Source organism: Duganella aquatilis, from assembly GCF_009674565.1.
GTDB classification, from domain to species: domain Bacteria; phylum Pseudomonadota; class Gammaproteobacteria; order Burkholderiales; family Burkholderiaceae_D; genus Rugamonas; species Rugamonas aquatilis.
On record NZ_WKJL01000006.1, the window covers coordinates 111569 to 134557 of the forward strand.

Genomic DNA, 22989 nt, shown 5'->3' on the forward strand with positions numbered 1-22989 from the left:
CGCACGCTGTCGGTGCATAACTTTCCCAAAAATAAAAATATAGTTAAATCATAGACTTAAAATTTGCACCAAATTGGAACGGATATTGCTTTGGTCTACATCTGTTTTAATTTTTTGCATTATTTTGGGGAGTGATTTGATGGATGGACATAAAGACGGCGCCGACGCATTATTCATTTTGCTCGGCGCCATCATGATATTGGCGATGCACGCCGGCTTTGCCTTCCTGGAGCTGGGCACGGTACGCAAAAAAAACCAGGTCAATGCGCTGGTCAAGGTACTAGTGGATTTCGCGGTATCGACGATTGCGTATTTCTTTGTCGGCTACAGCATCGCCTACGGCATCAATTTCTTTTCCTCGGCCGAAGTGCTCGCCGTCAAGAACGGCTACGAGCTGGTCAAATTCTTCTTCCTGCTGACGTTTGCGGCCGCGATCCCGGCCATCATCTCGGGCGGCATCGCCGAGCGGGCGCGCTTTCACCCTCAATTGATCGCCACCGCGCTGCTGGTCGGCCTGGTCTACCCATTCTTCGAAGGCATCGCCTGGAACCAGCGCTTCGGCGTGCAGGCGTGGCTGACGCAGGCGTTTGGCGCCGGTTTTCACGACTTCGCCGGCTCGGTGGTGGTGCACGCCGTCGGCGGCTGGGTGGCGCTGCCGGCGGTGCTGCTGCTGGGCGCGCGACGCGGCCGCTACATGAAGAACGGCGCGATGGCAGCGCATCCGCCGTCGTCGATCCCGTTCCTGGCCTTGGGCGCCTGGATCCTGACGGTGGGCTGGTTCGGCTTCAACGTTATGAGCGCGCAGGCGCTGGACAAGATGAACGGGCTGGTAGCGGTCAACTCGCTGATGGCGATGGTCGGCGGCACGCTGGTGGCGCTGCTGATGGGGAAGAACGATCCGGGCTTCGCCTACAACGGCCCGCTGGCCGGGCTGGTGGCGGTGTGCGCCGGCTCCGACCTGATGCACCCGCTGGGCGCCCTGGTGGTGGGCGGCATCGCCGGCGCGATCTTCGTCTGGACCTTCACGTTGGCGCAGAACACATGGAAGATCGACGACGTGCTGGGCGTGTGGCCGCTGCACGGCCTGTGCGGCGCCTGGGGCGGCATCGCCGCCGGCATTTTCGGTCACAAGGAGCTGGGCGGAATGGGCGGCGTGTCGCTGCTGTCGCAACTGGTGGGCACCGTGATGGGCGTCTCGATCGCGCTGGCTGGCGGCTTCGCCATCTACGGCCTGTTGAAAGCGACGATGGGCCTGCGGCTCGATCCGGAGGAGGAGTTCCAGGGCGCCGACCTGTCGATCCACCGTATCAGCTCGACGCCGGAACGCGAAGCCAACTGGTGACGCGGCGTGTTCGCCAGGAGATATCAAAAAATATACTCAATTTGATACTGTTGTGCTATACGGCCGGCCTGGTGATTGTTGCCCACGCCAGTTATCAACTGCTGTCCAGTATGGCGGTGCACTTGAATAATGTCACCGCCGTGCAGGATCGCGGCTATGCCACTGTCGATTCCGGAGGGAATTTGAATATTGGCTCCTTTGCCAATGGCGTCTTTTCGTCCGCTGGCTCGGTAGGGGTGTACCAGGTGGTCACCACCTCCGATTATGCTTATGAAGACTATGCTTTTTCCTCGGGCGCGACCGCCGGCAGTGCTGCTTTGGCGGTCGACGGTTACCTGAATGCTTTAGCCGCCTCCACCGGCGGTTGGGGAGCGGTTGCCGAAGTCCAAAGCATCAGCTATGACTTCAGCGTTGCAGCGCTCCCTGCGCTTCCTGTGCCCGAACCGGAAAGCTGGGTATTGCTGTTGGCTGGCCTGAGCCTGACCGCAGTTCAGCGGTGGATCACCACCAGCAGCGCCTTCGCCTCGGTCTTGCCGGCGTTGCGGATGATGTGCTGCTGGTCGCCGGGGTAGCGCGCGGTGCTGCCCAGCTTGACCTTCTTCTTGTCATTGCCGACTTCCACTTCGACCGATCCGTGCAGCAGCGTCAGGTGCTCCTGCGCGCCCGGATCGTGGCCTTGCGAAGCCAGCTCGCCGCCCGGCGACAGCGTCAGCTCATACCATTCATACTTACTTGCCAGTTCCAGCGGCCCGAGGATGCGCAGCACGTAGCCGGCATGCAGGCCGGGCAGGGTAGGCGTCTCGTGGGCGTCGACCACGCGGATGGTTTCGGTCTCGCGCTCGGCGGTGGCCAGCAGTTCGCCGATCTGCACGCCCAGCGCATTGGCCAGGCGCCAGGTGATGGCGATGGTGGGGTTGGCCTTCTCGCGTTCTATTTGCGACAACATTGATTTGGACACGCCGGCGATGCGCGACAGGTCTTCCAGCGTCAGGCCGCGCGCCAGGCGCAGGCGCTGCAAAGCGGCGCCAACTTCCGGCGGCGCATTGGTTGATACAGTTGTTTTCATTGTTTGGGTTGCGGAGTTCACTGGTTCTCGATAAAATTCAATATATCGAATTTGAATTCGAAATAACGAATTTCGCATAAGATGGCGAAATCGTATCACAGACAAGGACCATCATGAGCAATCAAGCAAAAAACACCTTCTATAGCGGCCTCCAGCAAAACCTGGATCAACTGCGCGAACAGGGCCTGTACAAGCCGGAGCGCGTCCTGGCTTCCCGCCAGGGTTCGGAAGTGATGAGCGAAGATGGTCGAATGCTGATTAATATGTGCGCCAACAACTACCTCGGCCTGTCCGGCCAGGAGTGGGTGGCGCAAGCCTCCATCGATGCGACCGAAAAATTCGGCTACGGCCTGTCGTCGGTGCGTTTCATCTGCGGCACCCAGACCGTGCACAAGCAGCTGGAACAGGCGATTTCGACATTCCTCGGCACCGAAGACACCATCCTGTACGCGGCCGCCTTCGACGCCAACGGCGGCGTGTTCGAGCCGCTGTTCGACGAGAACGACGCCATCATCTCCGACGCGCTGAACCACGCATCGATCATTGACGGCATCCGCCTGTGCAAGGCCGCGCGTTTCCGCTACGCCCACAACGACATGGCCGACCTGGAGAAGCAACTGCAGGCGGCCGCCGACAAGCGCCATAAAGTCATCGTTACCGACGGCGTGTTCTCGATGGACGGCACCATCGCCCAGCTGGACAAGATCGTCGAGCTGGCCGACAAATACGGCGCGCTGGTGATGATCGACGAATGCCACGCCTCCGGCTTCATGGGCAAGACCGGCCGCGGCACGCACGAGCACCACAACGTGGTCGGCAAGATCGACATCATCACCGGCACCCTGGGCAAGGCCTTGGGCGGCGCCATGGGCGGCTTCACCTCGGGCCGCAAGGAGGTGATCGAGATGCTGCGCCAGAAATCGCGTCCTTACCTGTTCTCGAACACGCTGGCGCCGTCGATCGCCGGCGCTTCGCTGGCCGTGCTGGAGCGCCTGTCGCAGTCGACCGAGCTGCGCGACCGCCTGCACGAGAACACCGCCTACTTCCGCAAAGAGATCGAAGCGCTCGGTTTCACCATCAAGCCGGGCACCCATCCTGTGGTTCCTGTGATGCTGTTCGATGCGCCGGTGGCGCAGAAGTTCGCTGCACGAATGTATGAACTGGGCGTGCTGCTCAGCGGCTTCTTCTACCCGGTGGTCCCGATGGGCCAGGCGCGCGTGCGTGTCCAACTGTCTGCCGCGCATACCCGCGAACAGCTGGACACCGTGCTCAAAGCATTCGAACAGGCCGGCCGCGAACTTGGCCTGCTGAAGAACTAATATGAAAATCGTCAGGAACACAGAAATGGAACAACAAAAAATCCTCGTCATCGGCGCCAATGGCCAGATCGGCAGCGAACTGGTGGAAGCACTGGCCGCGCAGCACGGCGCGCAGAACGTCATCGCCAGCGATGTCAGCCCGACCAACCTGTACAACGCAGCGCGCTACACCACGCTGAACGTTCTGGACAAGCAGGCGCTGGCCGCGCTGGTCACCGATGAAGGCATCACCCAGGTTTACCAGCTGGCGGCGATGCTGTCGGCCACCGGCGAAGCGGCGCCGCTGAAGGCGTGGACGCTGAACATGGACGGCCTGCTGAACATCCTGGAAGTGGCGCGCGAGCGCGGCGCCATCGGCAAGCCGCTGAAGGTGTTCTGGCCATCGTCGATCGCGGCCTTCGGCCCGAACACGCCGGCCGCCGACACGCCGCAGCTGACGGTGATGGACCCGACCACCATCTACGGTATCAGCAAACTGGCCGGCGAACGTCTGTGCGAGTACTACTTCCTGAAATACGGCGTGGACGTGCGCTCGATCCGCTATCCAGGGATCATCAGCTACAAATCGCCTCCGGGCGGCGGCACCACCGATTACGCGATCGCGATCTTCCACTCGGCGCTGCGCGGCGAGCGTTATGAATGCTTCCTCGGCCCGCAAACCACGCTGCCGATGATCTACATGCCCGACGCCATCCGCGCCACCATCGAATTGATGGATGCGCCAGCGGAGCAAGTCAAGGTGCGTTCGTCGTACAACGTGGCCGGCGTGTCGTTCAATCCGGAGCAGCTGGCCGCGGCGATCACCCGCAAGCTGCCGGACTTTAAGATCGCCTACAAGCCGGACAGCCGCCAGGCCATCGCCGACAGCTGGCCGCAAAGCCTGGACGACGCCACCGCCACCGCCGACTGGGGCTGGAAAGCGCGTATCGGCGTGGATGAAATGGTAGACAGTATGCTGGCGAATATCGACGTCAGCCTGAGCAAGGCCGCCTGAGAGCGCGCCTGCAACGAGAAAGAGAGAGACACCTGATGGACATGAGCGTTTTTGATTTATTTAAGATCGGCGTCGGCCCGTCGAGTTCCCACACCGTGGGTCCGATGGTTGCCGCGCGCCGGTTCTTGCAGGATAACGCTCCGCTGGATGACGTGGCCGAAGTCAAGGCCGAGCTATACGGCTCGTTGGCCCTGACCGGCATCGGCCACGCCACCGACAAAGCCATTCTTCTGGGCCTGATGGGCGAAACGCCGCAAGACGTGGCGCCCACGCGCGTCGATGCGCAGCTGGCGGAAGCTGAAGCGGCCGGCCAACTGAACCTGCTGGGCCGCCACGCCGTGCCGTTCAAGCGCGGCACGCACCTGGTGTTCCACATGGCCGAATCGCTGCCGGAGCATCCGAACGGCATGCGCTTCACGCTGACCCGCAAGGACGGCGGCGCCGTCTCCAAAGTCTACTACTCGGTGGGCGGCGGATTTATCCGGGAAGAGGGCGAGGAAGCGGCGGCGGTAGCTTCGGTGAGCGTGCCTTACCCGTTCGCCACCATGGACGAACTGCTGGCGCACGGCGTGCGCAGCGGCCTGACCATCCCGCAAATGCTGCGCGCGAATGAGCGCGTGCGCATCAGCGACGAAGAACTGGACGCGGGCCTGGATAAGATCTGGCGCGTCATGCGCGACTGCATCGCCCATGGCCTGGAAACGCCGGGCCAACTGCCGGGCGGCTTGAACGTCAAACGCCGCGCCGCTGGCCTGTGGTCGCAAACGCGCACACCGAAGACCGACAGCCTGCCGCACGACGCCATGCACCAGGTTAGCCTGTACGCGATGGCGGTGAATGAAGAAAATGCCGCCGGCGGCCGCGTGGTGACGGCGCCCACCAACGGCGCTGCCGGCATCATCCCGGCGGTGCTGCGCTACTACGCGGAAGACTGCAAGCCGAGTGATCCTGTCAGCGGCGTGCGCGATTTCATGCTGACGGCAGCGGCCATCGGCATGCTGTGCAAGCGCAATGCGTCGATCTCCGGCGCGGAAATCGGCTGCCAGGGCGAAGTGGGCGTGGCCTGCGCCATGGCTGCAGCGGGTCTGGTCGCTGCGCTGGGCGGCAGCAACGGCCAGATCGAGAACGCCGCCGAAATCGGCATCGAGCACCATCTGGGCATGACCTGCGATCCAATCGGTGGCCTGGTGCAGATTCCGTGCATCGAGCGTAACGGCATGGGCGCGGTCAAGGCCATCACGGCCGCCTCGCTGGCGTTAAAGGGCGACGGCACCCATTTCGTCAGCCTCGACGAAGTGATCGAGACCATGCGCCAGACCGGCGCGGACATGCAGGCCAAGTACAAGGAAACCTCCCTGGGCGGCCTGGCGATTCACGTCATCACCGTCAATCACGCTGCCTGCTGACGGCGAGCTGCAGCTTGAAGTCGTCAACGGCGACAGCTGCGGTTTCGCCGATCGGCACCAGCAAGCCTGGATTGCCGACCACGCGGTCATCATGCTTGATGACCGTTTTCACGAACACCGAGTTATCGCCGGCCTTCTTCAGCACTAGCTCGGTGCGCCACACGCCATCGCTCCCTTTGCTTTCCACCGTGGCCGGAACGCCTTCCTGAACCAGCAGCGCTGGCGCGGAGGCGTCGCCGCCGGCGTTCAGCTTCATCTTCACCATGTATCGATCCGTGCTTTCGACACGGGCGTTGGCCGCCATGGCGCCATAGCCGCAAGCGGCGACGAGGGCGGTGATGGTGGCGCGGCCCAGCAGGCGGCGGAATGGTGTTGGGGCAGTTTGCTGCAATTGCATGATGCGCTCCTTTAGTGGGTGGACGGATTGCCAGTGGCAGTGAATCAGTACGGTCTGGTCGGACATCTGCGTTTTCAGCATCGCCTCGCCGTAGCTGCGTTTCAGACCGGGATGCGCATGCATGACGGCGGCGTCGCACGCCAGTTCCTGGTCCCGCCGGAAGCGGTGCGCCGCGAGGTGCACCAGCGGATGGAACCACAGCACGCATTGCAGCAGTGCGCACAGGGCGTTCATTAGCGGATCGCGGCGGCGCACGTGCACCGCTTCGTGAGCGAGGATCAGTTGCTGCTCCTGCGCCGTGTAGCGCACGACGAAATCGTCCGGCACGATGATGATGGGACGCCAAAGGCCGACCACTGCCGGGCCTTCGCTGGCGCTGTAAAAGACGCCATCCTGCAAGCGCAGCGTGCCAAGGCTGCTGCGATAGCGGACATGCGCGCGCCATAGCCATGCCAGCATCGCTGCGGCGGTGATCAGCCAGAGCGTCACCAGCCATGGCTGCCATGGCGCGGCCGCCGGCAGCACGGCGGGCGCGCTGATACCGGCGATATGGCGCAGCGGCGACACCGCCTGCTGTACCGGCGCAGGCATGCGCGCAGCCGGCAGCAGCGCCATTATCACGGCTGCCGGCACGGCGGCCCAGGCGGCATAGGCAACCTTCGCGCCGAAAGCACGGCGCAGATGAACGCGCGCGGCGCACAGCAACAGCATCACGACGCCGGCGGTCAAGCTGACTGCGAGCAGCCCGCGCAAGATGTCATTTGCCATCGCCAAGCTCTTTGACCAGTCGTTTGAGATCTTCCAGGTCGCCTGCACTGAGCTTGCCGTGCTGGCCGAAATGCGCGACCAGCGGCGCAATGCGGCCGCCGAACAGGCGTTCCACCATGCTGCCGCTTTCCGCCGCCAGCCACTGGTCCCGCGTCAAAAGAGGAGAGTAGAGGAAGCGCCGGCCTTCCTTCTCCGCCCGCACCGCTCCTTTCTTGAGCAAACGGTTCAAGAGCGTCTTGATGGTGGCTTCCTGCCATTGCTGTTGACTGCTGAGCGCCGCCACCACGTCTTCCGCCGTGTGCGGGCTGCCGCTCCACAGCACTTCCATGACTTGCGACTCGGCTTCGCTGATTTGGATAGGTTTATTCATGCGGTTAACGATTACATATGTAATCAATCATGTCAACCTGCAGAAACTTCAAAATTGACATATAGTCGCCAACTTGAATAAACAATGAGAATAAGAATCATGTTGATTGCGACAAGAATCTGGTCGATAGTGCTGCTGGCGCTCTGCCTGAGCGGAACCGTGCATGCACAGGGCGGCGATCCAAACGCCGGTGCAAAGCAGTTGTGGCAGCTGATTGACTACGTCGCAGTCGATTACGGCGGCGCGGTCGCAAACGGCGTGGCGACCAGCGAATCCGAATATGCGGAAATGCTGGACTTTACCGACAACGCCTCCAAGCAGGCCGCCAGCCTGCCGGCGCATGCCTCCAAGGCGGGCGTGCTGGCTGCGGTGGCGGACCTGCGTGCCGCCGTCATGCGCAAGGCCGATGCGGCCGAAGTGAAGCGCCTCGCGCATCACGCCAACGCATTGCTGATCGCCGCCTATCCGATCCCGGTGGCGCCGAAAGCCATGCCGAACTTGACGCGCGGCGCATCGCTGTATGCCGCGCAGTGCGCCGCCTGTCACGGCGCGGCCGGTCATGGCGATGGTCCGCTGGCAGCCTCGCTCGATCCCAAACCAATCGCATTCTCAGACGCCGAACGCGCCCAGTCGCGCAGCCTGCTAGCGCTGTACCAGGTGGTATCGCAAGGCGTGGCCGGTACGTCGATGGCCAGTTTCGCGGCGCTGCCAGAAGCGGACCGCTGGGATCTGGCCTTCTTCATCGGCGGCCTGTCCTACGACGCCGCCGCACGCAAACGCGGCGAAAAGCTGTGGAAGGATGATCCGGCGGTGCGCGCCCATTTCCCCGACCTGGCCGCCGTCACCACGCTGACGCAGGAAGCCATCGCCGCCAAAACCAGCGTGCAGACGGCGCACGACCTGACCGCCTACATCCGCAGCAAGCCGGCCGAAGCCGAAGCGCTTAAGCCATCTGGCCTGGCGCTGTCGCGTGCGCGCCTGGCCGAAAGTCTGACCGCCCTGCATGCCGGCGACCGCGCGACGGCGACAAAACTCGGACTGTCCGCCTATCTGGACGGCTTCGAGCCGATCGAGCCGATGGTCGGCGCCCGTAACAAATCGCTGCTGGCCGCCGTCGAAAGCGCGATGCTGGCATACCGCTCCGCAGTCGCCGACGGCAACGTCGCGAAGGCCGACGCGGTCGGCAAGGAGCTGATGCAGCTGTTCACGCTGGTAGAAACCGAATTGGGTGACGCCAAGACCGACCCGATGACCACCTTTGTCGGCGCGCTGACCATCCTGCTGCGCGAAGGCGTCGAGGCGCTGCTGATCGTGATCGGCATCGTCGCCTTCCTGCGCAAGGCGCAACGCAAGGACGTTCTGCCGTATGTGCACACGGGCTGGATCGGCGCGCTGGCAGCCGGCATACTGACCTGGGTAGCCGCGACCTATCTGGTGACGATCAGCGGCGCCAGCCGCGAAGTGAGCGAGGGCGTCGGCTCCGTGTTCGCGGCGCTGGTGCTGTTGAGCGTCGGCCTGTGGATGCACCAGAAGAGCAGCGCCGGACGCTGGCAGGAATATCTGAGCGAGAAGCTGTCGGCCGCCATGAGCCGCAGGACCGCGTGGAGCCTGTTCGCGCTGTCCTTCATCGCTGTCTACCGCGAAGTGTTCGAGACGGTGCTGTTCTACTCCGCATTGGCGGCGGACGGCAACGGCGGTGCACTGCTGGGAGGCTTTGTCGCGGCGGTGGTCCTTCTGGCGATCATCGCCTGGGTGCTGCTGCGCTCCAGCGCGCGCATGCCGATCGGGAAGTTCTTCTCCTTCACTTCGGGCTTTGTTGCGGTGCTGGCGGTGATCCTGATCGGCAAGGGCATGGCCGCCTTGCAGGAAGCCGGATGGATAGGCGTGACGCCGGTCAGCTTCCCGCGCGTCGACATCCTCGGCGTGCTGCCGACCGCTGAAACGCTGGGCGCGCAGGCGCTGGTGCTGGCGATCCTGGTCGCCGGCTTCGGTTTCAACCGCATCTCGGCGGCGCGGAGCGTGAAGGCTTAACGTTCCAGCAGGGCGCGGAAGGCGTCCGGCGTCAATGGCTTGCTGAAATGGTAGCCCTGCATCTCATCGCAGTCCTGCTCGCGCAGGAACTCCAGCTGTTCCATCGTCTCCACGCCTTCCGCAATGGTGGTCAGCCCCAGGCTGCGCGCCATGTTGATGATGGCGCTGACGATGGCCTTGTCTTCGCTGTCGGTGCTGATGTCGCGCACGAAGGACTGGTCGATCTTCAGCTTGTAGACCTTGAACTTCTTCAGGTGGCTGAGCGATGAGAAGCCGGTGCCGAAGTCGTCGATCGACATGCGGATGCCGCGATCGTGCAGCTGGTTCATGGTGGCGATGGCACCCTGCGGATCCTGCACTGCCACGCCTTCCGTCAACTCCAGTTCCAGGTATTCTGGCGGCAGGCCTTCTTCATACAGTACCTGCGCCACATGCGAGGGCAGATCGGCGGTGCGGAACTGGATGGCCGACAGGTTCACCGCCATCACCATCGGCGGGAAGCCGGCGTCCAGCCATGCGCGCGCCTGGCGCACGGCCTGGCGCAGCACCCAATCGCCAATCGCCACAATCAAACCGCTTTCCTCGGCGGCCGGGATGAATTCCGCCGGCGACACCACGCCCAGCTCCGGTGTGCTCCAGCGCAGCAGCGCTTCGGCGCCGACGATGCGGCCCGTCTTCAGCGACACCTGCGGCTGATACACCACGTGCATTTGCTCCCGTTCCAGTGCGTAGCGCAGCGCGTTCACCACCTGTAAATGACGGGCGGCGCGCTGCTGCATGGCGGCCGTGAAGAAGCGGAAGTCATGGCGGCCGGCGCGCTTGACCTGGTACATGGCGGCGTCCGCGCGTTGCAGCAGCGTCTCCACATCCAGCCCGTCGTCCGGATACATGGCGATGCCGATCGATGCCGTGACCTTCAGGTCGTGCACGCCGACCGTGTAGGACTGGCCGGTCATGTCCAGCAGCTTGCGCGCCACGTCGCTTGCCTCGCTGCTGCCGACATTGCGCAGCACGAAAATGAATTCGTCGCCGCCCAGGCGCGCCACCATGTCGCCTTCGCGGATGCAACTGGTCAGGCGCAGCGCCAGTTCGGACAGCAGCGAGTCGCCCACCGTATGGCCCAGCGAATCGTTGATGTCCTTGAAGTGGTCCAGGTCCAGCATCATCAGCGCCATCGAACAGCGGCTGGTGCGGGCCTGGTCCAGCAGTTGGCGTGCGCGTTCGTGCAACTGCGAGCGGTTCGGCAGGCCGGTCAGCACATCGTAGTGCGCCAGGTACTGCACGCGCTGGTCGGTCTGCTGGCGCGCCGCTTCGCGGTCGAAGTTCTTCAGCGCGAATTCGATATCGAGCGTCATTTCCAGCAGCAGTTCGCGCACATCGTGGTCGAACGCGTTCACGGCGCTGGAGTAGGGCGCGAAGAAGCCGATGATCTCGCCGTTGCGGCGCAGCGGAATCGCGGCCGATGACGCCCAGCCGTAGCGCGTGCCGTGCGCATGCCAGTAGGCCGTTTCCGGCGCGTGCTGGTAGTCCTGGCACCAGTAGGGCTGGCCGCTGTGATAGGACAGGCCGATCGGCCCGCGGCCTTCCGGCGTGTTCGGGTCCAGCGACACTTCCAGCTGGTCCAGGTATTCGACGCCGCCGCCGTAGGACGCGGCCACCACGATGCGGCCATGCTCCTTGTCGATCATGCCGATCCATGCCATCGCCATGCCACCGTAGCTGACCACGTCGCGGCAGATGCGCTCGAACAGTTCGGCCTCGCTATGGCTGCGCACAATCGCCTGGTTGCACTGGCTGAGGGCCGAATACAGGCGGCTGATGCGCTGGATGCGTTCGACCGCCTCATTGCGTTCAGCGTCCAGCCGCGCCAGGCCTTGCTGGGTGTGCGCCAGCCAGCCCCACACGCTGTCGCGTGCGTTGTCGGAGACGGTCAACGGATCGGAGAAGTCGCCGCGCCCGAGCTTTTCCATGCCGGCCTGCAGCTGGTCGACCGAGCAGCCGAGCGAGGCGTCCAGCCGGCGCTTGGCGCGCCATACCAGGATCACCAGCACCACGGCGCTGAACATGAAAGCCGCCCTGGCCATGTTGGCGTCCAGCGCGGTTTCCTCCACCAGCAGGCGGGTGCGGTGGTCGACGCTGTCGTTGACGGCGCCGATCGGGCGCATGATGTCGGCCTTGGCGCGATGATAGGCGGTGTTGTGCAGCATGGCGGTAGCCTGGGCGACGTCGCCGCCGGCCTCGCGCAGGTCCATGGCGGCGATCTCCAGGCCCACCAGCTTGTCCGATTCGTTCTTGGCGGCCGCCAGCAGCGCCAGTTCCTCCGGCGCGAAGCGCGCTTCGCGCATCATCTGCATCAGCGGCATGGCGGCGTCGCCTTCGCGCGGCCGCTGGCCGTTGGCCAGCACCAGATCCCAGTAGACGTTTTCGTAGTTGCGCGGGCGCGGCAAACGGCCGTCGCGGATGTCGACGATTTCGTTGTAGTTCCGGCGGTATTGCGCATCGCCGGTGGCCACGTAGGTGCGCGCCATGCGCGTCAGATCGTCGGAAGACTGGCGCAGCTCCTCGACCAGATTGTGCGAGGCGTAGCGCAGGTCATTGGCCTGGTCGATGCGTTTTTCGGTCCACACATAGAACATGAACGCCGCCGCCACCAGCAGCAGGGTGCCGAAGCAGGCCCACAGATAGCTGATGAACTGCGGTTGGGATGAACTGGCGTGGGACTTCATGTCGGTGACGGCGAGATGCTGGAGTGTCACAGTATAGGGCCTGGGTCGCGCCCCAGCCAGCACCGCAGAATGGCGGGATGACCATAAAACAACGTGAATTTTTACGGGAAGGCCCGAGGGGCACTATAATAACCCCTCGCCTTTGTACCGTTCTGCAGCTCAACTGGATTCTTTCTCATTTATGCAATACGTGTCTACCCGCGCCGCCGCGTCGGCCGCAGCTTCGTCCTCCCAACAATTTTCCGACATTCTGCTGGGCGGCCTTGCCACCGATGGCGGCTTGTTCCTGCCGACCGAATACCCGCAGGTGAGCGGCGCCGAGCTGGATGCATGGCGCCAGCTGTCGTACGCCGACCTGGCGTTTGAAATTCTGAAGAAGTTCGCGACCGATATTCCGGAAGCCGACCTGCGCGCGTTGACTGCCAAGACCTATACCAAGGAAGTGTACAAGAACGCCCGCCAGGGCGAGAAGGCCAGCCAGATTACGCCGCTGCGCGTGCTGGAAGAAGAGAACGGCACCAAACTGGTGCTGCAAGCGCTGTCCAACGGCCCGACGCTGGCGTTCAAGGACATGGCCATGCAGTTGTTGGGCAACCTGTTCGAATATGCGCTGGCCAAGCAGAACGCGGAGCTGAATATTTTCGGCGCCACTTCCGGCGACACCGGCAGCGCTGCCGAATACGCGATGCGCGGCAAGCAGGGCATCCGTGTCTTCATGCTGTCGCCGCACAAGAAGATGAGCGCCTTCCAGACGGCGCAGATGTTCAGCCTTCAGGACCCGAACATCTACAACATCGCCATCGAAGGCGTGTTCGATGATGCGCAGGACATGGTCAAGGCCGTGTCCAACGATCTGGAATTCAAGGCCAAGTACAAGATCGGCACCGTCAACTCGATCAACTGGGCGCGCGTGGTGGCGCAGGTGGTGTACTACTTCCGCGGCTACCTGGCCGCGACCACGTCGAACGACCAGAAGGTCTCGTTCACCGTCCCGTCGGGTAACTTCGGCAATATCTGCGCCGGCCACATCGCCCGCATGATGGGCCTGCCGATCGACAAGCTGGTGGCCGCCACCAACGAGAACGACGTGCTGGATGAATTCTTCCGCACCGGCGTGTACCGCGTGCGCAAGTCGGCCGAGACCTACCACACCAGCAGCCCATCGATGGACATCTCCAAGGCGTCCAATTTCGAGCGCTTCGTGTATGAACTGGTGGGCCGCGACGGCGACCGCACCCGCGCGCTGTTCCAGAAAGTGGAAACACGGGGCGGCTTCGACCTGTCCGGCAAACCGGGCAGCGACGGCGATGAATTCAAGCTGGTGGCGAAGTACGGCTTCAAGTCCGGCAAGTCCACCCACGACGACCGCGTCAACACCATCCGCGACGTGGCCGACGATTACGGCATCGTGATCGACACCCACACCGCCGACGGCATCAAGGTGGCCAAGGAAAACCTCGAACCCGGCGTGACCATGATCGTGCTGGAAACCGCGCTGGCCGCCAAGTTCAACGAAACCATCCTGGAAGCGCTGGGCGAAGACGCCGAGCGTCCGAAAGGCTTCGAGAACATTGAAGACCTGCCACAGAAGTTCGTGGTCATGAAACCTGATGTCGCCGCCATGAAGGCGTACATCGCTGCCAATACGGGCCTGTAATGGAACGCAAGCCGATGCTGGCCGTTCGTGAAGCGCTGGACCTGATGCTGGCCGCCGTGCGGCCGGTGCAGGAGGTCGAAGTCATCTCCACGCTGGCTGCCAATGGCCGCGTGCTGGCCAGCGCACAGGTCTCCGGCATGAACGTGCCGGGCGCTGACAACACGCAGATGGATGGCTACGCGGTACGCGCCGCCGATTGCGCCAGCGGCCAGGCGTCGCTGACGGTATCGCAGCGCATTCCGGCCGGCCATGTCGGCCAGCCTCTGCTGCCGGGGACCGCCGCGCGCATCTTCACCGGCGCGATGATTCCGGAAGGCGCGGACGCCGTCGTCATGCAGGAGCAGTGCGAACTGGCTGGCAACGTGGTCACCGTCAAGCATGCGCCGAAGTCCGGCGAATGGATACGCCGCGCCGGCGAAGACATCACCTCCGGCAGCGTGGTGCTGCCGGCCGGCGTGCGTTTGCGCAGCCAGGAGCTGGGCCTGGCCGCTTCGGTCGGCCTGGCCGAACTGCCGGTGCGGCGCAAGCTGCGCGTGGCCGTGTTCTTCACCGGCGACGAACTGACCATGCCGGGCGAGCCGCTGGCGCCAGGCGCCATCTACAACTCCAACCGCTTCACGCTGCGTGCGCTGCTGGAAAACCTGGGCTGCGAGATCACCGACTTCGGCATCGTGCCGGATTCGCTGGACGCCACGCGCTCGGTGCTGCGCGAATCCGCGCAGGGACATGACCTGATCATCACCTCCGGCGGCGTGTCGGTCGGCGAGGAAGACCACATCAAGCCGGCGGTGGAAGCCGAGGGCAAGCTGAATATGTGGCAGATCGCCGTCAAGCCGGGCAAGCCGCTGGCGTTCGGTGAAGTGCAGCAGGCGTTCTTTGTCGGCCTGCCGGGCAATCCGGTGTCCAGCTTCATCACCTTCATGCTGTTCGTGCGGCCGTTCGTGTTGCGCCTGCAGGGCGTGGAGGGCCCGATTGCGCCGCGCGCCTTCACCATGCGCGCCGATTTCGACTGGCCGAAGGCTGACAAGCGCAACGAGTTCCTGCGCGCGCGCATCAACGAGGCGGGCGGCGTGGAGCTGTTCCGCAACCAGAGTTCCGGCGTGTTGACGTCGACAGTGTGGGGCGACGGCGTGATCGACAATCCGCCGGGCCAGGCCATCGCCAGCGGCGACCTGGTTCGATTTATACCGTTTAACGAGTTATTGTACTGATTGTACCGATGGTTATTACCGTAAAATTTTTCGCCAGCGTGCGCGAGGCAGTGGGGGCGTCGTCGGAATCGATGGCGCTGCCGGCCGGCGTCGCCACGTTGGGCGCGTTGCGCGAGCATCTGGCCGCGCGCGGCGAGCAGTGGCGCGAGGCGCTGGGCCATCCGGCGCTGCGCATGGCTTGCAATCAGGTGATGTGCAGCGCCGATACGGCGATTGCCGACGGCGCCGAAGTGGCGTTCTTCCCGCCGGTGACCGGCGGCTAGGTGGTCTTTTTGCGCTTGCGGGCGGCGGCCAGGTCGTCGCACATGCCGCAGGCCTTGGCGTGCCGGTAGCGGCGCCAGCTCGCGTAGGTGAATATCGCAGCGGCGATCAGCGCCCATGCGCCGGCGCTCAGGTAGTCTTCTTTCGCGGTTGAGCCTTTGAGCCACTCCACCGCGGCCAGGATCGCGAACAGCGGCACGCCGGCCAGCAGGAAGCGCTTCATCCAGAATATCGCACCCATCGTATCTCCCTCGTTTTTTATTGGACCGAATGCATGCAGTCTAGTTTGACACCTTTTCGCGTCGCCGTCATCGGCGGCGGCCCCGCCGGGCTGATGGCAGCGCAGACGCTGGCGCAGGGCGGGGCGCAGGTGGACGTCTATGATGCCATGGCGTCGGTTGGCCGCAAGTTTTTGCTGGCCGGGCGCAGCGGCATGAATATCACGCATGCCGAGGCTTATCCTGATTTCGTCACCCGTTACGGCGCCAGCGCGCAGCCGCTCAGGCCCATGCTGGACGCCTTCGGCCCGCAGGCGGTGCGCGACTTTGTGCATGGCCTGGGACTGGAGACCTTTGTCGGCACCTCCGGCCGCGTGTTCCCGACCGATATGAAGGCGGCGCCGCTGCTGCGCGCGTGGGTGCATCGGCTGCGCGAAAGCGGCGTGCAGTTCCACATGCGCCATCGCTGGCAGGGCTGGCGCGACGATGCGCTGCTGTTCGCCACGCCGGACGGCGAACTGGCCGTGCGCGCGGACGCGGTGATCCTGGCCCTGGGCGGCGGCAGCTGGGCGCGGCTTGGTTCGGACGGCGCGTGGCTGCCGCTGCTGGCGGCGCGCGGCGTCGAGGTGGCGCCGCTGGCGCCGGCCAATTGCGGCTTCGATGTAGACTGGAGCGCGTTTTTCAGCAGCCGTTATGCCGGCGAACCGTTGATGACGGTGGCCGTGATCGCGCGCGATGCGCAGGGCGTTGAAATGCGCAAGCAGGGACAGTTCGTGGTGACGCAGGGCGGTGTGGAAGGCAGCCTGATTTACGCCTTGTCCGCCGCGCTGCGCGACCAGATCGCGGCCGAGGGCCACACCACCATCTGGCTGGATCTGATGCCTGACTGGAGCGGGCAGCGGGTGCTGGACGAGGTATCGCGGCCGCGCGGCGCGCGCTCGATGGCCAGCCACCTGCAAAGTCGCCTGGGGCTCAAAGGTGTGAAGGCCGGGCTGCTGCGCGAGTGCCTGGGCAAGGAACAGTTCAGCGACGAAGCACAACTGGCGGCGGCGATCAAGCGCTTGCCGGTACGCCTGGCGCGTCCGCGCCCGATCGACGAGGCGATCAGCAGCGCCGGCGGCGTGCGCTGGGAAGCGCTGCAGGGAACCATGCTGAAGGCGGCGCCTGGCGTATTCGTCGCCGGCGAGATGATCGACTGGGAAGCCCCGACCGGCGGCTATCTGCTCACCGGCTGCTTCGCCGGCGGCGTGGCGGCGGCGCGCGATGCGCTGGCGTGGCGCCAGCTCACTCCCAACTGACGTCGCCCGAACCGGTGCGGCTGACGTTGCGCTGGTCGGGATTGCCCAGCACGCGGATATCGCCGCTGCCGCGCAGCGTCAGGTCGGCCGACTGCTTGGCGAAGACATGGCTGGTGCCCGAGCCTTTCAGGTTCACCGTCACTTTTTCAGCCGCCAGGTGGCGCGCATCCAGGTCGCCGGAGCCGGTCAGTTCGGCGGTCAGCACCTTGCAGCTGCCGGACGCGGTGATCTGGCCCGAGCCGACCATTTCCAGTTCCACGTTTTCGGTGCTGCCGGCGTTCAGATTCAGGTTGCCGCTGCCGTGGGCGCCGGCGGTCAGCGAGCGATAGCGGCCGCTGAAGGCCACATTGCCCGAGCCATGCAGCTGCAGTTCCAGCTGTTCGCCGTTGAAGCCGGAAACCTTGGTGTCGCCGCTGCTGCTCACCACCAGTTCCTCCAGCGACGGCAGCACCAGTTCCACCTGCAAGCGATGGCGCGGGTTGAGCAGCATGCCCTTGGTGCCGATGTGAAGATCGCGCCCGTCCTGCACCGTTTCGATATTCGCCAGCGAACGCTGTTCGCCGCGCACCCGCAGCGAGGCGGTCGGACCCTGCATCAGTATCAGGTCGATCGGGCCGCTCAGTTCCACCGAGGTGGCCATGGCGTCGATCTTGCGGGTCTCGCTGCCCAGCGAGCGGCCGGCGGTGCTGGTCGGGCTGCTGCTGCCGTAGGCCTTCAGCATGCTGTAGCTGACGCCGATCAGCACAAACGCCAGCACCAGCAGGCCGGCTCCGATTTTCATTAAAGCGCGCATATTGTCCTCATCGTCCGCGCAGCAGCGAGACATTCATCGCCGCGTAGCGTTTCAGGCCTATCACGGTGTAACGGGTCAGCACCACGCTGATCAGGCACAGGCCGATGCCGCCCAGGATCAGACCGAAGCCGATCAGGGATTGGGTGGTGCGGGCGCCGCTGTCGAAATCGGTGGTGATGTGGACGTCGCCGGCGGCGACCGATTCGGCGCGGTTCAGCAGGCGGCCGCTGCGGCTCAGGCCCTCGCTGTCGGTCGGCTGGCTGTCCGGGTCTTCCTTGCCGACTTCCACGCCCATGTTGTTGATCGAGACGCGCCAGCCCTGGCTGTCTTCTTCCTCGGCCTGGGTGTCGAAGTGGGAATTGGTGAATTCCATGATCTGGCGCAGCGGGCCTTCCAGCGCCAGTTCGTTCTGGCCCGACAGGCCGCTGGCGGTCAGCGCCACGCCGCCGATGTAGAAGGCAAAGGCCGAAATGTAGATTGCGCCCAGCAGGCTGGCGTACACCATGGCCGGAATCACCATGAACAGGTTGAAGATGGCCAGACCGATGAAGGACACCATGGCCCGCGCCAGGTTGAACGGCGTTTTCTTTTGCTCGAAGGCGCTCATATGGGCGTTGGCGCGCAGCGTCATGGCGATCTTGCGCGGCTCGTCCAGCTCCTGGTACACCTCGGCCTCGCTCCGCCCGGCCACCAGGCCGTCGATGAAGCGCTGCTCGTAATAGGCCAGGGTCTTGGCCACCGTTTCCGGCGGCAGACCCTGCATGGCCTTTGTGAGCGCGTCGAGGTATTCCTGCTTGGTCATGATGTCAGCTTCCCAATGTTTCTCTAAGTTCATCGCAATATAAGGCTTTGCCGATGATGCGACTGTACGCAGCCACCCGTCCAGATGCCAGCGGCATGTGACAGGCTGCAGAAATGACCGACAGGCGACCGAAAAGGGCTACTGGGCGGTGCTCCTCTTCAACAGTGCGGCGGCCGCGACGCCGCTGCGGACCGCCGATTCGAGCGTGGCGGGGTAGTCGCCGGCCGTGTAATCGCCGGCCAGCACCAGGCCCGGCAGGCCGCTGTCGTTGGACGGCCGCTGCAGGCCGGGCGTGCTGGCGTAGGTGGCGCGTTTTTCGGTGATGACCTTGAACCATTCCGGCCGGCCCAGTTCCGGGCGCTGGAAATCCACCGCCAGCTGTACCGCCACGGCTTCGGCCAGCAGTTCCTGCGGCTGGTCGGCCGACTGCGCGGAGGCGCTGATGACCACCGCCAGCAGGCCGGGCTGGCTGGCGTCCAGCTGGCCGCGGTCGAACACGAACTGGCCGTAGTGGTGGTTGTAGGGATCGTCCAGCAGCGCGTAGAACGGCAGGTCGAGCCGTACCGAGGCGGTGTATTGCAGGTAGACGGTGGTGATGGCTTCCGGCTCGAAGGCGGTCAGCTGGCTGCACAGGGCGGCCGTGTCGCGCTCGGGAATATCGTGCAGCAGGGCGGCGGCCTGGCTGGCGCCGGTGGCCAGCACCACGCCGCTGAAATAGGTGCTCCAGGTGCCGCCGACCGCCGAACCGCTGATGTCCAGCTGCCACAGGCGGCCTTCGATCGAGTGGATGGCCTGCACTTTGGCGCCGCTGCGGACGGTGCCGCCGCGGACTGCGACATGGGCGGCGGCCGCTTCCGGAAACAGCGCGCTGAGGTCGGCGCGCGGCAGCAGCATGTCGGAGGCGCGGCGCTTGGCGCCCAGGCTGTCGCGCAGCACGTTGAGGAATACCCGGGCCGAGGCGCGTTCCGGCGGCGTGTTCAGCGCTGCCAGGCACAGCGGGCGCCACATCAGCTGGATCAGGCGCGGGGTCTGGTCGAAACGTTGCAGCAGGTCGCTGACGCTGCAGTCCTGGTGCAGTTGCCAGCCCATCCAGCGGGCGGTGGTCGAGAAACGGGCCAGGCTGAGTTTGTCTTCGCGCGTCAGGCCCTGGGCGCGGAACAGGGCGGCCGCCAGGTGCAGCGGGGCCGGCAGCGGCAGCGATGGCGCCGCGAAATCCATGCCGCCGGTGTTGGGCGGGTAGCGCATTTGCAGCGGCAGCGTCAGCAGCGCCTGCTCGCGGTCGATGCCGGTCAGCTTCATCAGGCGCAGCGATTCGCTGTAGGCGCCAAGCAGGATGTGCTGGCCGTTGTCCAGGTGGGCGCGGTCGGTTTCCACGCGGCGCGCGCGGCCGCCCAGGGTGCGCGCGGCTTCCAGCAGCGTGACCTTGTAGCCGGCCTGGGCCAGTTCGACGGCCGCCGCGCAGCCGGCCCAGCCGGCGCCGATCACCGCCACTGAACGGTAGGTCAGGCCGCGCTCCGCGTTGCCGCGCTTGTCGGCCGGCGTGCCGGCGATTTCCGGATCAGCCACGAATATAGGTCTTCCAGGCCAGCCACAGCTTGCGCAGCGGCGTCAGGGAAATGCGGTGTTGCAGCACGTGGTAGCCGTCAGCTTCCACTTCGGTCAGCAGGGTGCGGTAGATGGCCGACATCATCAGGCCGGGGCGCTGGGCGCGGCGGTCTTCCTTGGGCAGCAGCGCGAAGGCTTCGTCGTAGACGGTCTGGGCGCGGGCGATCTGGAACGCCATCAGCTTTTCGAACTTGTCGGTATGCTTGGCGTTGAGGATCTCGGCGGCGGTGACGTTGAACTGTTGCAGCTCGTTGATCGGCAGGTAGATGCGGCCCTTGCGCGCGTCCTCGCCGACGTCGCGGATGATGTTGGTCAACTGGAAGGCCAGGCCCAGCTTTTCGGCGAATTGCAAGGTCTGCGGATTGGTCACGCCGAAGATGCTGGCCGACAGGATGCCCACCACGCTGGCCACGTGCCAGCAATATTTGTTCAGCGCCGGGTAGTCGAGGTAGCGGGTCTGGTTCAGGTCCATTTCCATGCCGTCGATGATGGCCTGCAAGTGTTCTTCCTTCAGGTCGTAGACCTGCAGGTGCGGGTGCAGCGCCTGCGTGACCGGGTGGGTCTGGCTGCCGGCATACATATTGTTGATTTCCTTGCGCCACCAGGCCAACTTGATGCGGGCGATCGACTCGTCGGTGCATTCATCCACGGTGTCGTCCACTTCGCGGCAGAACGCGTACAGGGCGGTAATGGCACGGCGACGCTCCGGCGGCAGGAACAAAAAGCTGTAGTAAAAACTGGAGCCGCTTTGGGCGGTCTTTTGCTGGCAGTAGTCGTCGGGGGACATGAATAAAAAGCAATAGGCTATTCGAAGCCGCTATTCTATAGGAAGGGGGAACATAGTGGTCTGCAACTTAAGGCGTTTTGCGGATACAATATGTTACCTTTGTCGGAGTTGCTTACGTATGAATCTTCAGATTGTCACAGCCTTGTTCGTTATTCCAGTGTTTGCTGGATGCCAGGGCTCGTCTGCGGAGGATACGTCGCCGATGAAAACGGCCACGTATTACACGCAGAATTTACAGGAGGCGCGCGAGGTGGCAAGCCGCTGCAAGCTGCTGGATGAGCGCAAGCAGCACACGCTGAGTGTCGGGGAATACCAGGAGTGGCAGATTTCCAACGAAGGCGTCAATTGCCAGACGGCGCTGTCGGTGACGGAAGCGGCGATGATGCGCGAGCTGGTGCTCAAGCAGTCCAAGCCGTCGACGCCCGTCACGCTGCCCAAAGTCTCGGCGCCGCCTTCCTCCGCCGTGCCGTCCGCACGCGAACGCAACGACCAAAAACTCAGCGCCTCCCGGACTCTCGCTCCTGTTTGATGGAGTTCAGCAAGGCTTGCATCTCACCTAATTTCTTGTCCATGTCGACAGATTTCTGGTCGGAGGCCTCCGCCTGTCGCCTGAGTTCAGTCTGCCATTGACGATTTTCTTCGCTTTGTTTGCGCAGGTCGCTTTGCCATTGTCCTGTTTCTTTGCCGGATTGATAGGCGCTGGCCATGTTGTTCACCAATGCCGCATTGAAGCCCGCCGTGCCGAACAGGATGGCGAGGACCGAGCTGATGCCGGTCAGAATCACGGTTTTTTTGAGATTATTCATCGACACGATGATGTCGCGCATTTGCTGCTCCATGGCCTCCATGCGCGCTACGAGATTGTCGATTTTGGCGAGAATGGCCGCGACTTGGGCATCGCTGCGCGCCTCATTGGCGACGAGCTTTGCGTCAACTTCCTCGCTGGTCATGTCTGCCATGGTCGCTGCTCCATCCGCCGGATTCCCAGTATAGGCTTGTCGGCGGCGGCGTCAATTGAGGTGAGTCAAGCGGTGCGGAGCTCGGCTTTCAGGCGCTTTTTCATGCGGACGGCGGCCCAGAAGATGCCCATCCAGTCGCGCCGCGTCAGCTGTGGACGGTGCAGGAAGACGTCATATTCGGCCGCCTCGATGGCGTCGAGGATGCGCAGGCCGCCCTGGACCACCATGCGCAGCTCAAACCCGATCCGGCCTGGCAGGCGCAAGGCCAGCGGCGCGCCGCTCAGCATCAGCTTGCGCGCGCGGTCGACTTCAAACCGCATCAGCGAACGCCAGCGCGGACGCGCGCTCGCGTGGTCCAGCGCCGCCGGCGAGATCGCATAGCGGTTCAAATCCTCCAGCGGGATATAAATACGCTCCTTGTGCAGATCCACCGCCACATCCTGCAGGAAGTTGATCAGCTGCAGCGCCGTGCAGATCGCGTCCGAATCGCGCACATTTTCCTCGTCCGCCGCGCCATACAGGTGCAGCATCATGAAGCCGACCGGATTGGCCGAGCGGGAGCAATAATCCAGCAGCGCGTCGTAGCTGGCGTAGCGCGTCACCATCACATCCTGCTTGAAGGCCGACAACAGCTCGTACAGCGGCTTGAGCGGCAGATCGTATTCCCGCACCACCTGCGCCAGCCGCTCGAACATGGGCTGATGATCGGTCGCGCCCGCTCCGATGCGGGCCAGCGCCGCTTCGTAGGTGTTCAGCGCGGCCAGCCGTTCTTCCGGCGCAGCATCGCCTTCGTCGGCCAGATCGTCGGCGCTGCGGGCGAAGGCATAGATGGCTTCCACCGCCGGGCGCAAGCGCTTGGGCAGCAGAATCGAAGCGACAGGGAAGTTTTCGTAGTGATCGACCGGCATAGAACAGGGCAAGCGGCAGGTGCCGGGGTGAGGTTTCCAGCGCGTAATGGTAGTGCCATCATGAAATAAGA

Annotated in this window: 22 protein-coding genes; 11 read left to right on the forward strand and 11 right to left on the reverse strand. The window is 64.0% G+C overall.

The window, feature by feature from the left end; genetic code table 11:
- Window positions 1–139: 139 nt before the first annotated feature.
- Together GJ698_RS11220 and GJ698_RS11225 are read left to right on the forward strand one after the other, a co-directional pair.
- Complete coding sequence (locus GJ698_RS11220; RefSeq protein WP_154357704.1) at window positions 140–1342, forward strand: ammonium transporter; 1203 nt, start codon at window positions 140–142, stop codon at window positions 1340–1342.
- Window positions 1339–1914: a PEP-CTERM sorting domain-containing protein gene (locus GJ698_RS11225; RefSeq protein WP_154357705.1), complete on the forward strand. Its 576-nt coding sequence runs from the start codon at window positions 1339–1341 to the stop codon at window positions 1912–1914. Before GJ698_RS11220 ends, GJ698_RS11225 begins: the two co-directional genes overlap by 4 nt.
- Here GJ698_RS11225 and GJ698_RS11230 read toward each other — a convergent pair.
- Window positions 1833–2408 carry a helix-turn-helix domain-containing protein gene (locus tag GJ698_RS11230; protein ID WP_154357706.1) on the reverse strand — a complete coding sequence of 192 codons (576 nt, stop codon included), beginning with the start codon at window positions 2406–2408 and terminating at the stop codon, window positions 1833–1835. The two genes, GJ698_RS11225 and GJ698_RS11230, sit on opposite strands and share 82 nt — an antisense overlap.
- 113 nt (window positions 2409–2521) lie before the next feature.
- Here GJ698_RS11230 and kbl point away from each other — a divergent pair, with 113 nt between their 5' ends.
- From kbl to GJ698_RS11245, 3 genes are read left to right on the forward strand one after another with little or no spacing between them, the layout of a single operon-like run.
- The gene (gene kbl, locus GJ698_RS11235; RefSeq protein WP_154357707.1) at window positions 2522–3727 is read left to right on the forward strand and encodes a glycine C-acetyltransferase; all 1206 of its coding nucleotides are present in this window, start codon (window positions 2522–2524) and stop codon (window positions 3725–3727) included.
- A gap of 25 nt (window positions 3728–3752) precedes the next feature.
- Window positions 3753–4721 carry an NAD-dependent epimerase/dehydratase family protein gene (locus GJ698_RS11240; protein WP_154357708.1) on the forward strand — a complete coding sequence of 323 codons (969 nt, stop codon included), beginning with the start codon at window positions 3753–3755 and terminating at the stop codon, window positions 4719–4721.
- Window positions 4722–4756: 35 nt separating this feature from the next.
- Window positions 4757–6127: an L-serine ammonia-lyase gene (locus GJ698_RS11245; RefSeq protein WP_154357709.1), complete on the forward strand. Its 1371-nt coding sequence runs from the start codon at window positions 4757–4759 to the stop codon at window positions 6125–6127.
- Here the strand turns inward: GJ698_RS11245 and GJ698_RS11250 are convergent.
- Window positions 6108–7292: a M56 family metallopeptidase gene (locus GJ698_RS11250; RefSeq protein ID WP_154357710.1), complete on the reverse strand. Its 1185-nt coding sequence runs from the start codon at window positions 7290–7292 to the stop codon at window positions 6108–6110. The two genes, GJ698_RS11245 and GJ698_RS11250, sit on opposite strands and share 20 nt — an antisense overlap.
- A complete protein-coding gene (locus GJ698_RS11255; protein ID WP_154357711.1) occupies window positions 7282–7662 on the reverse strand; it encodes a BlaI/MecI/CopY family transcriptional regulator in 381 nt (126 codons plus the stop codon). Before GJ698_RS11255 ends, GJ698_RS11250 begins: the two co-directional genes overlap by 11 nt.
- Before the next feature lie 99 nt (window positions 7663–7761).
- On the opposite strand from GJ698_RS11255, the gene GJ698_RS11260 reads away from it, so the two are divergent.
- On the forward strand, window positions 7762–9693 hold the full coding sequence (locus GJ698_RS11260) for a cytochrome c/FTR1 family iron permease (protein WP_229259938.1): 1932 nt from the start codon (window positions 7762–7764) through the stop codon (window positions 9691–9693).
- Here GJ698_RS11260 and GJ698_RS11265 read toward each other — a convergent pair.
- The gene (locus GJ698_RS11265; RefSeq protein ID WP_371865245.1) at window positions 9690–12449 is read right to left on the reverse strand and encodes a putative bifunctional diguanylate cyclase/phosphodiesterase; all 2760 of its coding nucleotides are present in this window, start codon (window positions 12447–12449) and stop codon (window positions 9690–9692) included. The two genes, GJ698_RS11260 and GJ698_RS11265, sit on opposite strands and share 4 nt — an antisense overlap.
- A gap of 151 nt (window positions 12450–12600) precedes the next feature.
- Here GJ698_RS11265 and thrC point away from each other — a divergent pair, with 151 nt between their 5' ends.
- Genes thrC through moaD form a run of 3 tightly spaced genes read left to right on the forward strand, consistent with a single transcriptional unit; the run spans window position 12601 to window position 15550 of the window.
- On the forward strand, window positions 12601–14076 hold the full coding sequence (gene thrC / locus GJ698_RS11270; RefSeq protein ID WP_154357713.1) for a threonine synthase: 1476 nt from the start codon (window positions 12601–12603) through the stop codon (window positions 14074–14076).
- Window positions 14076–15287, forward strand: a complete 1212-nt coding sequence (locus tag GJ698_RS11275) for a molybdopterin molybdotransferase MoeA (protein WP_229259939.1) — start codon at window positions 14076–14078, stop codon at window positions 15285–15287. The genes thrC and GJ698_RS11275 overlap by 1 nt, the downstream gene beginning before the upstream one ends.
- Window positions 15288–15295: 8 nt before the next feature.
- Window positions 15296–15550, forward strand: a complete 255-nt coding sequence (gene moaD, locus GJ698_RS11280) for a molybdopterin converting factor subunit 1 (RefSeq protein ID WP_154357714.1) — start codon at window positions 15296–15298, stop codon at window positions 15548–15550.
- Here the strand turns inward: moaD and GJ698_RS11285 are convergent.
- Window positions 15547–15789 (reverse strand): hypothetical protein, encoded by a 243-nt coding sequence (locus tag GJ698_RS11285; protein WP_154357715.1) that lies wholly within the window; start codon window positions 15787–15789, stop codon window positions 15547–15549. The genes moaD and GJ698_RS11285 overlap by 4 nt on opposite strands.
- Before the next feature lie 33 nt (window positions 15790–15822).
- Here GJ698_RS11285 and GJ698_RS11290 point away from each other — a divergent pair, with 33 nt between their 5' ends.
- Window positions 15823–17064, forward strand: a complete 1242-nt coding sequence (locus GJ698_RS11290) for a TIGR03862 family flavoprotein (RefSeq protein ID WP_154357716.1) — start codon at window positions 15823–15825, stop codon at window positions 17062–17064.
- On the opposite strand, the gene GJ698_RS11295 is transcribed toward GJ698_RS11290, so the two are convergent.
- The 4 genes from GJ698_RS11295 to hpnD all read right to left on the reverse strand — a co-directional run bounded on the left by GJ698_RS11295 (window position 17051) and on the right by hpnD (window position 21051).
- Entirely contained in the window at window positions 17051–17845 is a 795-nt protein-coding gene (locus tag GJ698_RS11295; RefSeq protein ID WP_229259940.1) for a head GIN domain-containing protein, read from the reverse strand. The genes GJ698_RS11290 and GJ698_RS11295 overlap by 14 nt on opposite strands.
- Window positions 17846–17864: 19 nt before the next feature.
- The gene (locus tag GJ698_RS11300; protein ID WP_154357718.1) at window positions 17865–18659 is read right to left on the reverse strand and encodes a DUF1700 domain-containing protein; all 795 of its coding nucleotides are present in this window, start codon (window positions 18657–18659) and stop codon (window positions 17865–17867) included.
- A gap of 138 nt (window positions 18660–18797) precedes the next feature.
- Entirely contained in the window at window positions 18798–20165 is a 1368-nt protein-coding gene (gene hpnE / locus GJ698_RS11305) for a hydroxysqualene dehydroxylase HpnE (RefSeq protein ID WP_154357797.1), read from the reverse strand.
- A gap of 52 nt (window positions 20166–20217) precedes the next feature.
- Window positions 20218–21051 (reverse strand): presqualene diphosphate synthase HpnD, encoded by an 834-nt coding sequence (gene hpnD, locus GJ698_RS11310; RefSeq protein ID WP_154357719.1) that lies wholly within the window; start codon window positions 21049–21051, stop codon window positions 20218–20220.
- Window positions 21052–21253: 202 nt separating this feature from the next.
- Here hpnD and GJ698_RS11315 point away from each other — a divergent pair, with 202 nt between their 5' ends.
- Window positions 21254–21580: a hypothetical protein gene (locus tag GJ698_RS11315; RefSeq protein ID WP_154357720.1), complete on the forward strand. Its 327-nt coding sequence runs from the start codon at window positions 21254–21256 to the stop codon at window positions 21578–21580.
- Here GJ698_RS11315 and GJ698_RS11320 read toward each other — a convergent pair.
- Window positions 21549–22010, reverse strand: a complete 462-nt coding sequence (locus tag GJ698_RS11320; RefSeq protein ID WP_154357721.1) for a hypothetical protein — start codon at window positions 22008–22010, stop codon at window positions 21549–21551. The two genes, GJ698_RS11315 and GJ698_RS11320, sit on opposite strands and share 32 nt — an antisense overlap.
- Window positions 22011–22075: 65 nt before the next feature.
- On the reverse strand, window positions 22076–22918 hold the full coding sequence (gene hpnC, locus GJ698_RS11325; protein ID WP_154357722.1) for a squalene synthase HpnC: 843 nt from the start codon (window positions 22916–22918) through the stop codon (window positions 22076–22078).
- Window positions 22919–22989: the final 71 nt, after the last annotated feature.

Bases quoted from the DNA above. Each gene is read 5' to 3' on its own strand.
- GJ698_RS11245 (WP_154357709.1), top strand. From the start codon at position 4,757: ATGGACATGAGCGTTTTTGATTTATTTAAGATCGGCGTCGGCCCGTCG.
- GJ698_RS11275 (WP_229259939.1), top strand. From the start codon at position 14,076: ATGGAACGCAAGCCGATGCTGGCCGTTCGTGAAGCGCTGGACCTGATG.
- GJ698_RS11250 (WP_154357710.1), bottom strand. From the start codon at position 7,292: ATGGCAAATGACATCTTGCGCGGGCTGCTCGCAGTCAGCTTGACCGCC.
- kbl (WP_154357707.1), top strand. From the start codon at position 2,522: ATGAGCAATCAAGCAAAAAACACCTTCTATAGCGGCCTCCAGCAAAAC.
- GJ698_RS11320 (WP_154357721.1), bottom strand. From the start codon at position 22,010: ATGGCAGACATGACCAGCGAGGAAGTTGACGCAAAGCTCGTCGCCAAT.
- moaD (WP_154357714.1), top strand. From the start codon at position 15,296: ATGGTTATTACCGTAAAATTTTTCGCCAGCGTGCGCGAGGCAGTGGGG.
- GJ698_RS11315 (WP_154357720.1), top strand. From the start codon at position 21,254: ATGAAAACGGCCACGTATTACACGCAGAATTTACAGGAGGCGCGCGAG.
- hpnC (WP_154357722.1), bottom strand. From the start codon at position 22,918: ATGCCGGTCGATCACTACGAAAACTTCCCTGTCGCTTCGATTCTGCTG.
- GJ698_RS11290 (WP_154357716.1), top strand. From the start codon at position 15,823: ATGCAGTCTAGTTTGACACCTTTTCGCGTCGCCGTCATCGGCGGCGGC.
- GJ698_RS11300 (WP_154357718.1), bottom strand. From the start codon at position 18,659: ATGACCAAGCAGGAATACCTCGACGCGCTCACAAAGGCCATGCAGGGT.
- GJ698_RS11240 (WP_154357708.1), top strand. From the start codon at position 3,753: ATGGAACAACAAAAAATCCTCGTCATCGGCGCCAATGGCCAGATCGGC.
- GJ698_RS11255 (WP_154357711.1), bottom strand. From the start codon at position 7,662: ATGAATAAACCTATCCAAATCAGCGAAGCCGAGTCGCAAGTCATGGAA.
- GJ698_RS11220 (WP_154357704.1), top strand. From the start codon at position 140: ATGGATGGACATAAAGACGGCGCCGACGCATTATTCATTTTGCTCGGC.
- GJ698_RS11260 (WP_229259938.1), top strand. From the start codon at position 7,762: ATGTTGATTGCGACAAGAATCTGGTCGATAGTGCTGCTGGCGCTCTGC.
- GJ698_RS11295 (WP_229259940.1), bottom strand. From the start codon at position 17,845: ATGAAAATCGGAGCCGGCCTGCTGGTGCTGGCGTTTGTGCTGATCGGC.
- hpnD (WP_154357719.1), bottom strand. From the start codon at position 21,051: ATGTCCCCCGACGACTACTGCCAGCAAAAGACCGCCCAAAGCGGCTCC.
- GJ698_RS11230 (WP_154357706.1), bottom strand. From the start codon at position 2,408: ATGAAAACAACTGTATCAACCAATGCGCCGCCGGAAGTTGGCGCCGCT.
- thrC (WP_154357713.1), top strand. From the start codon at position 12,601: ATGCAATACGTGTCTACCCGCGCCGCCGCGTCGGCCGCAGCTTCGTCC.
- GJ698_RS11285 (WP_154357715.1), bottom strand. From the start codon at position 15,789: ATGGGTGCGATATTCTGGATGAAGCGCTTCCTGCTGGCCGGCGTGCCG.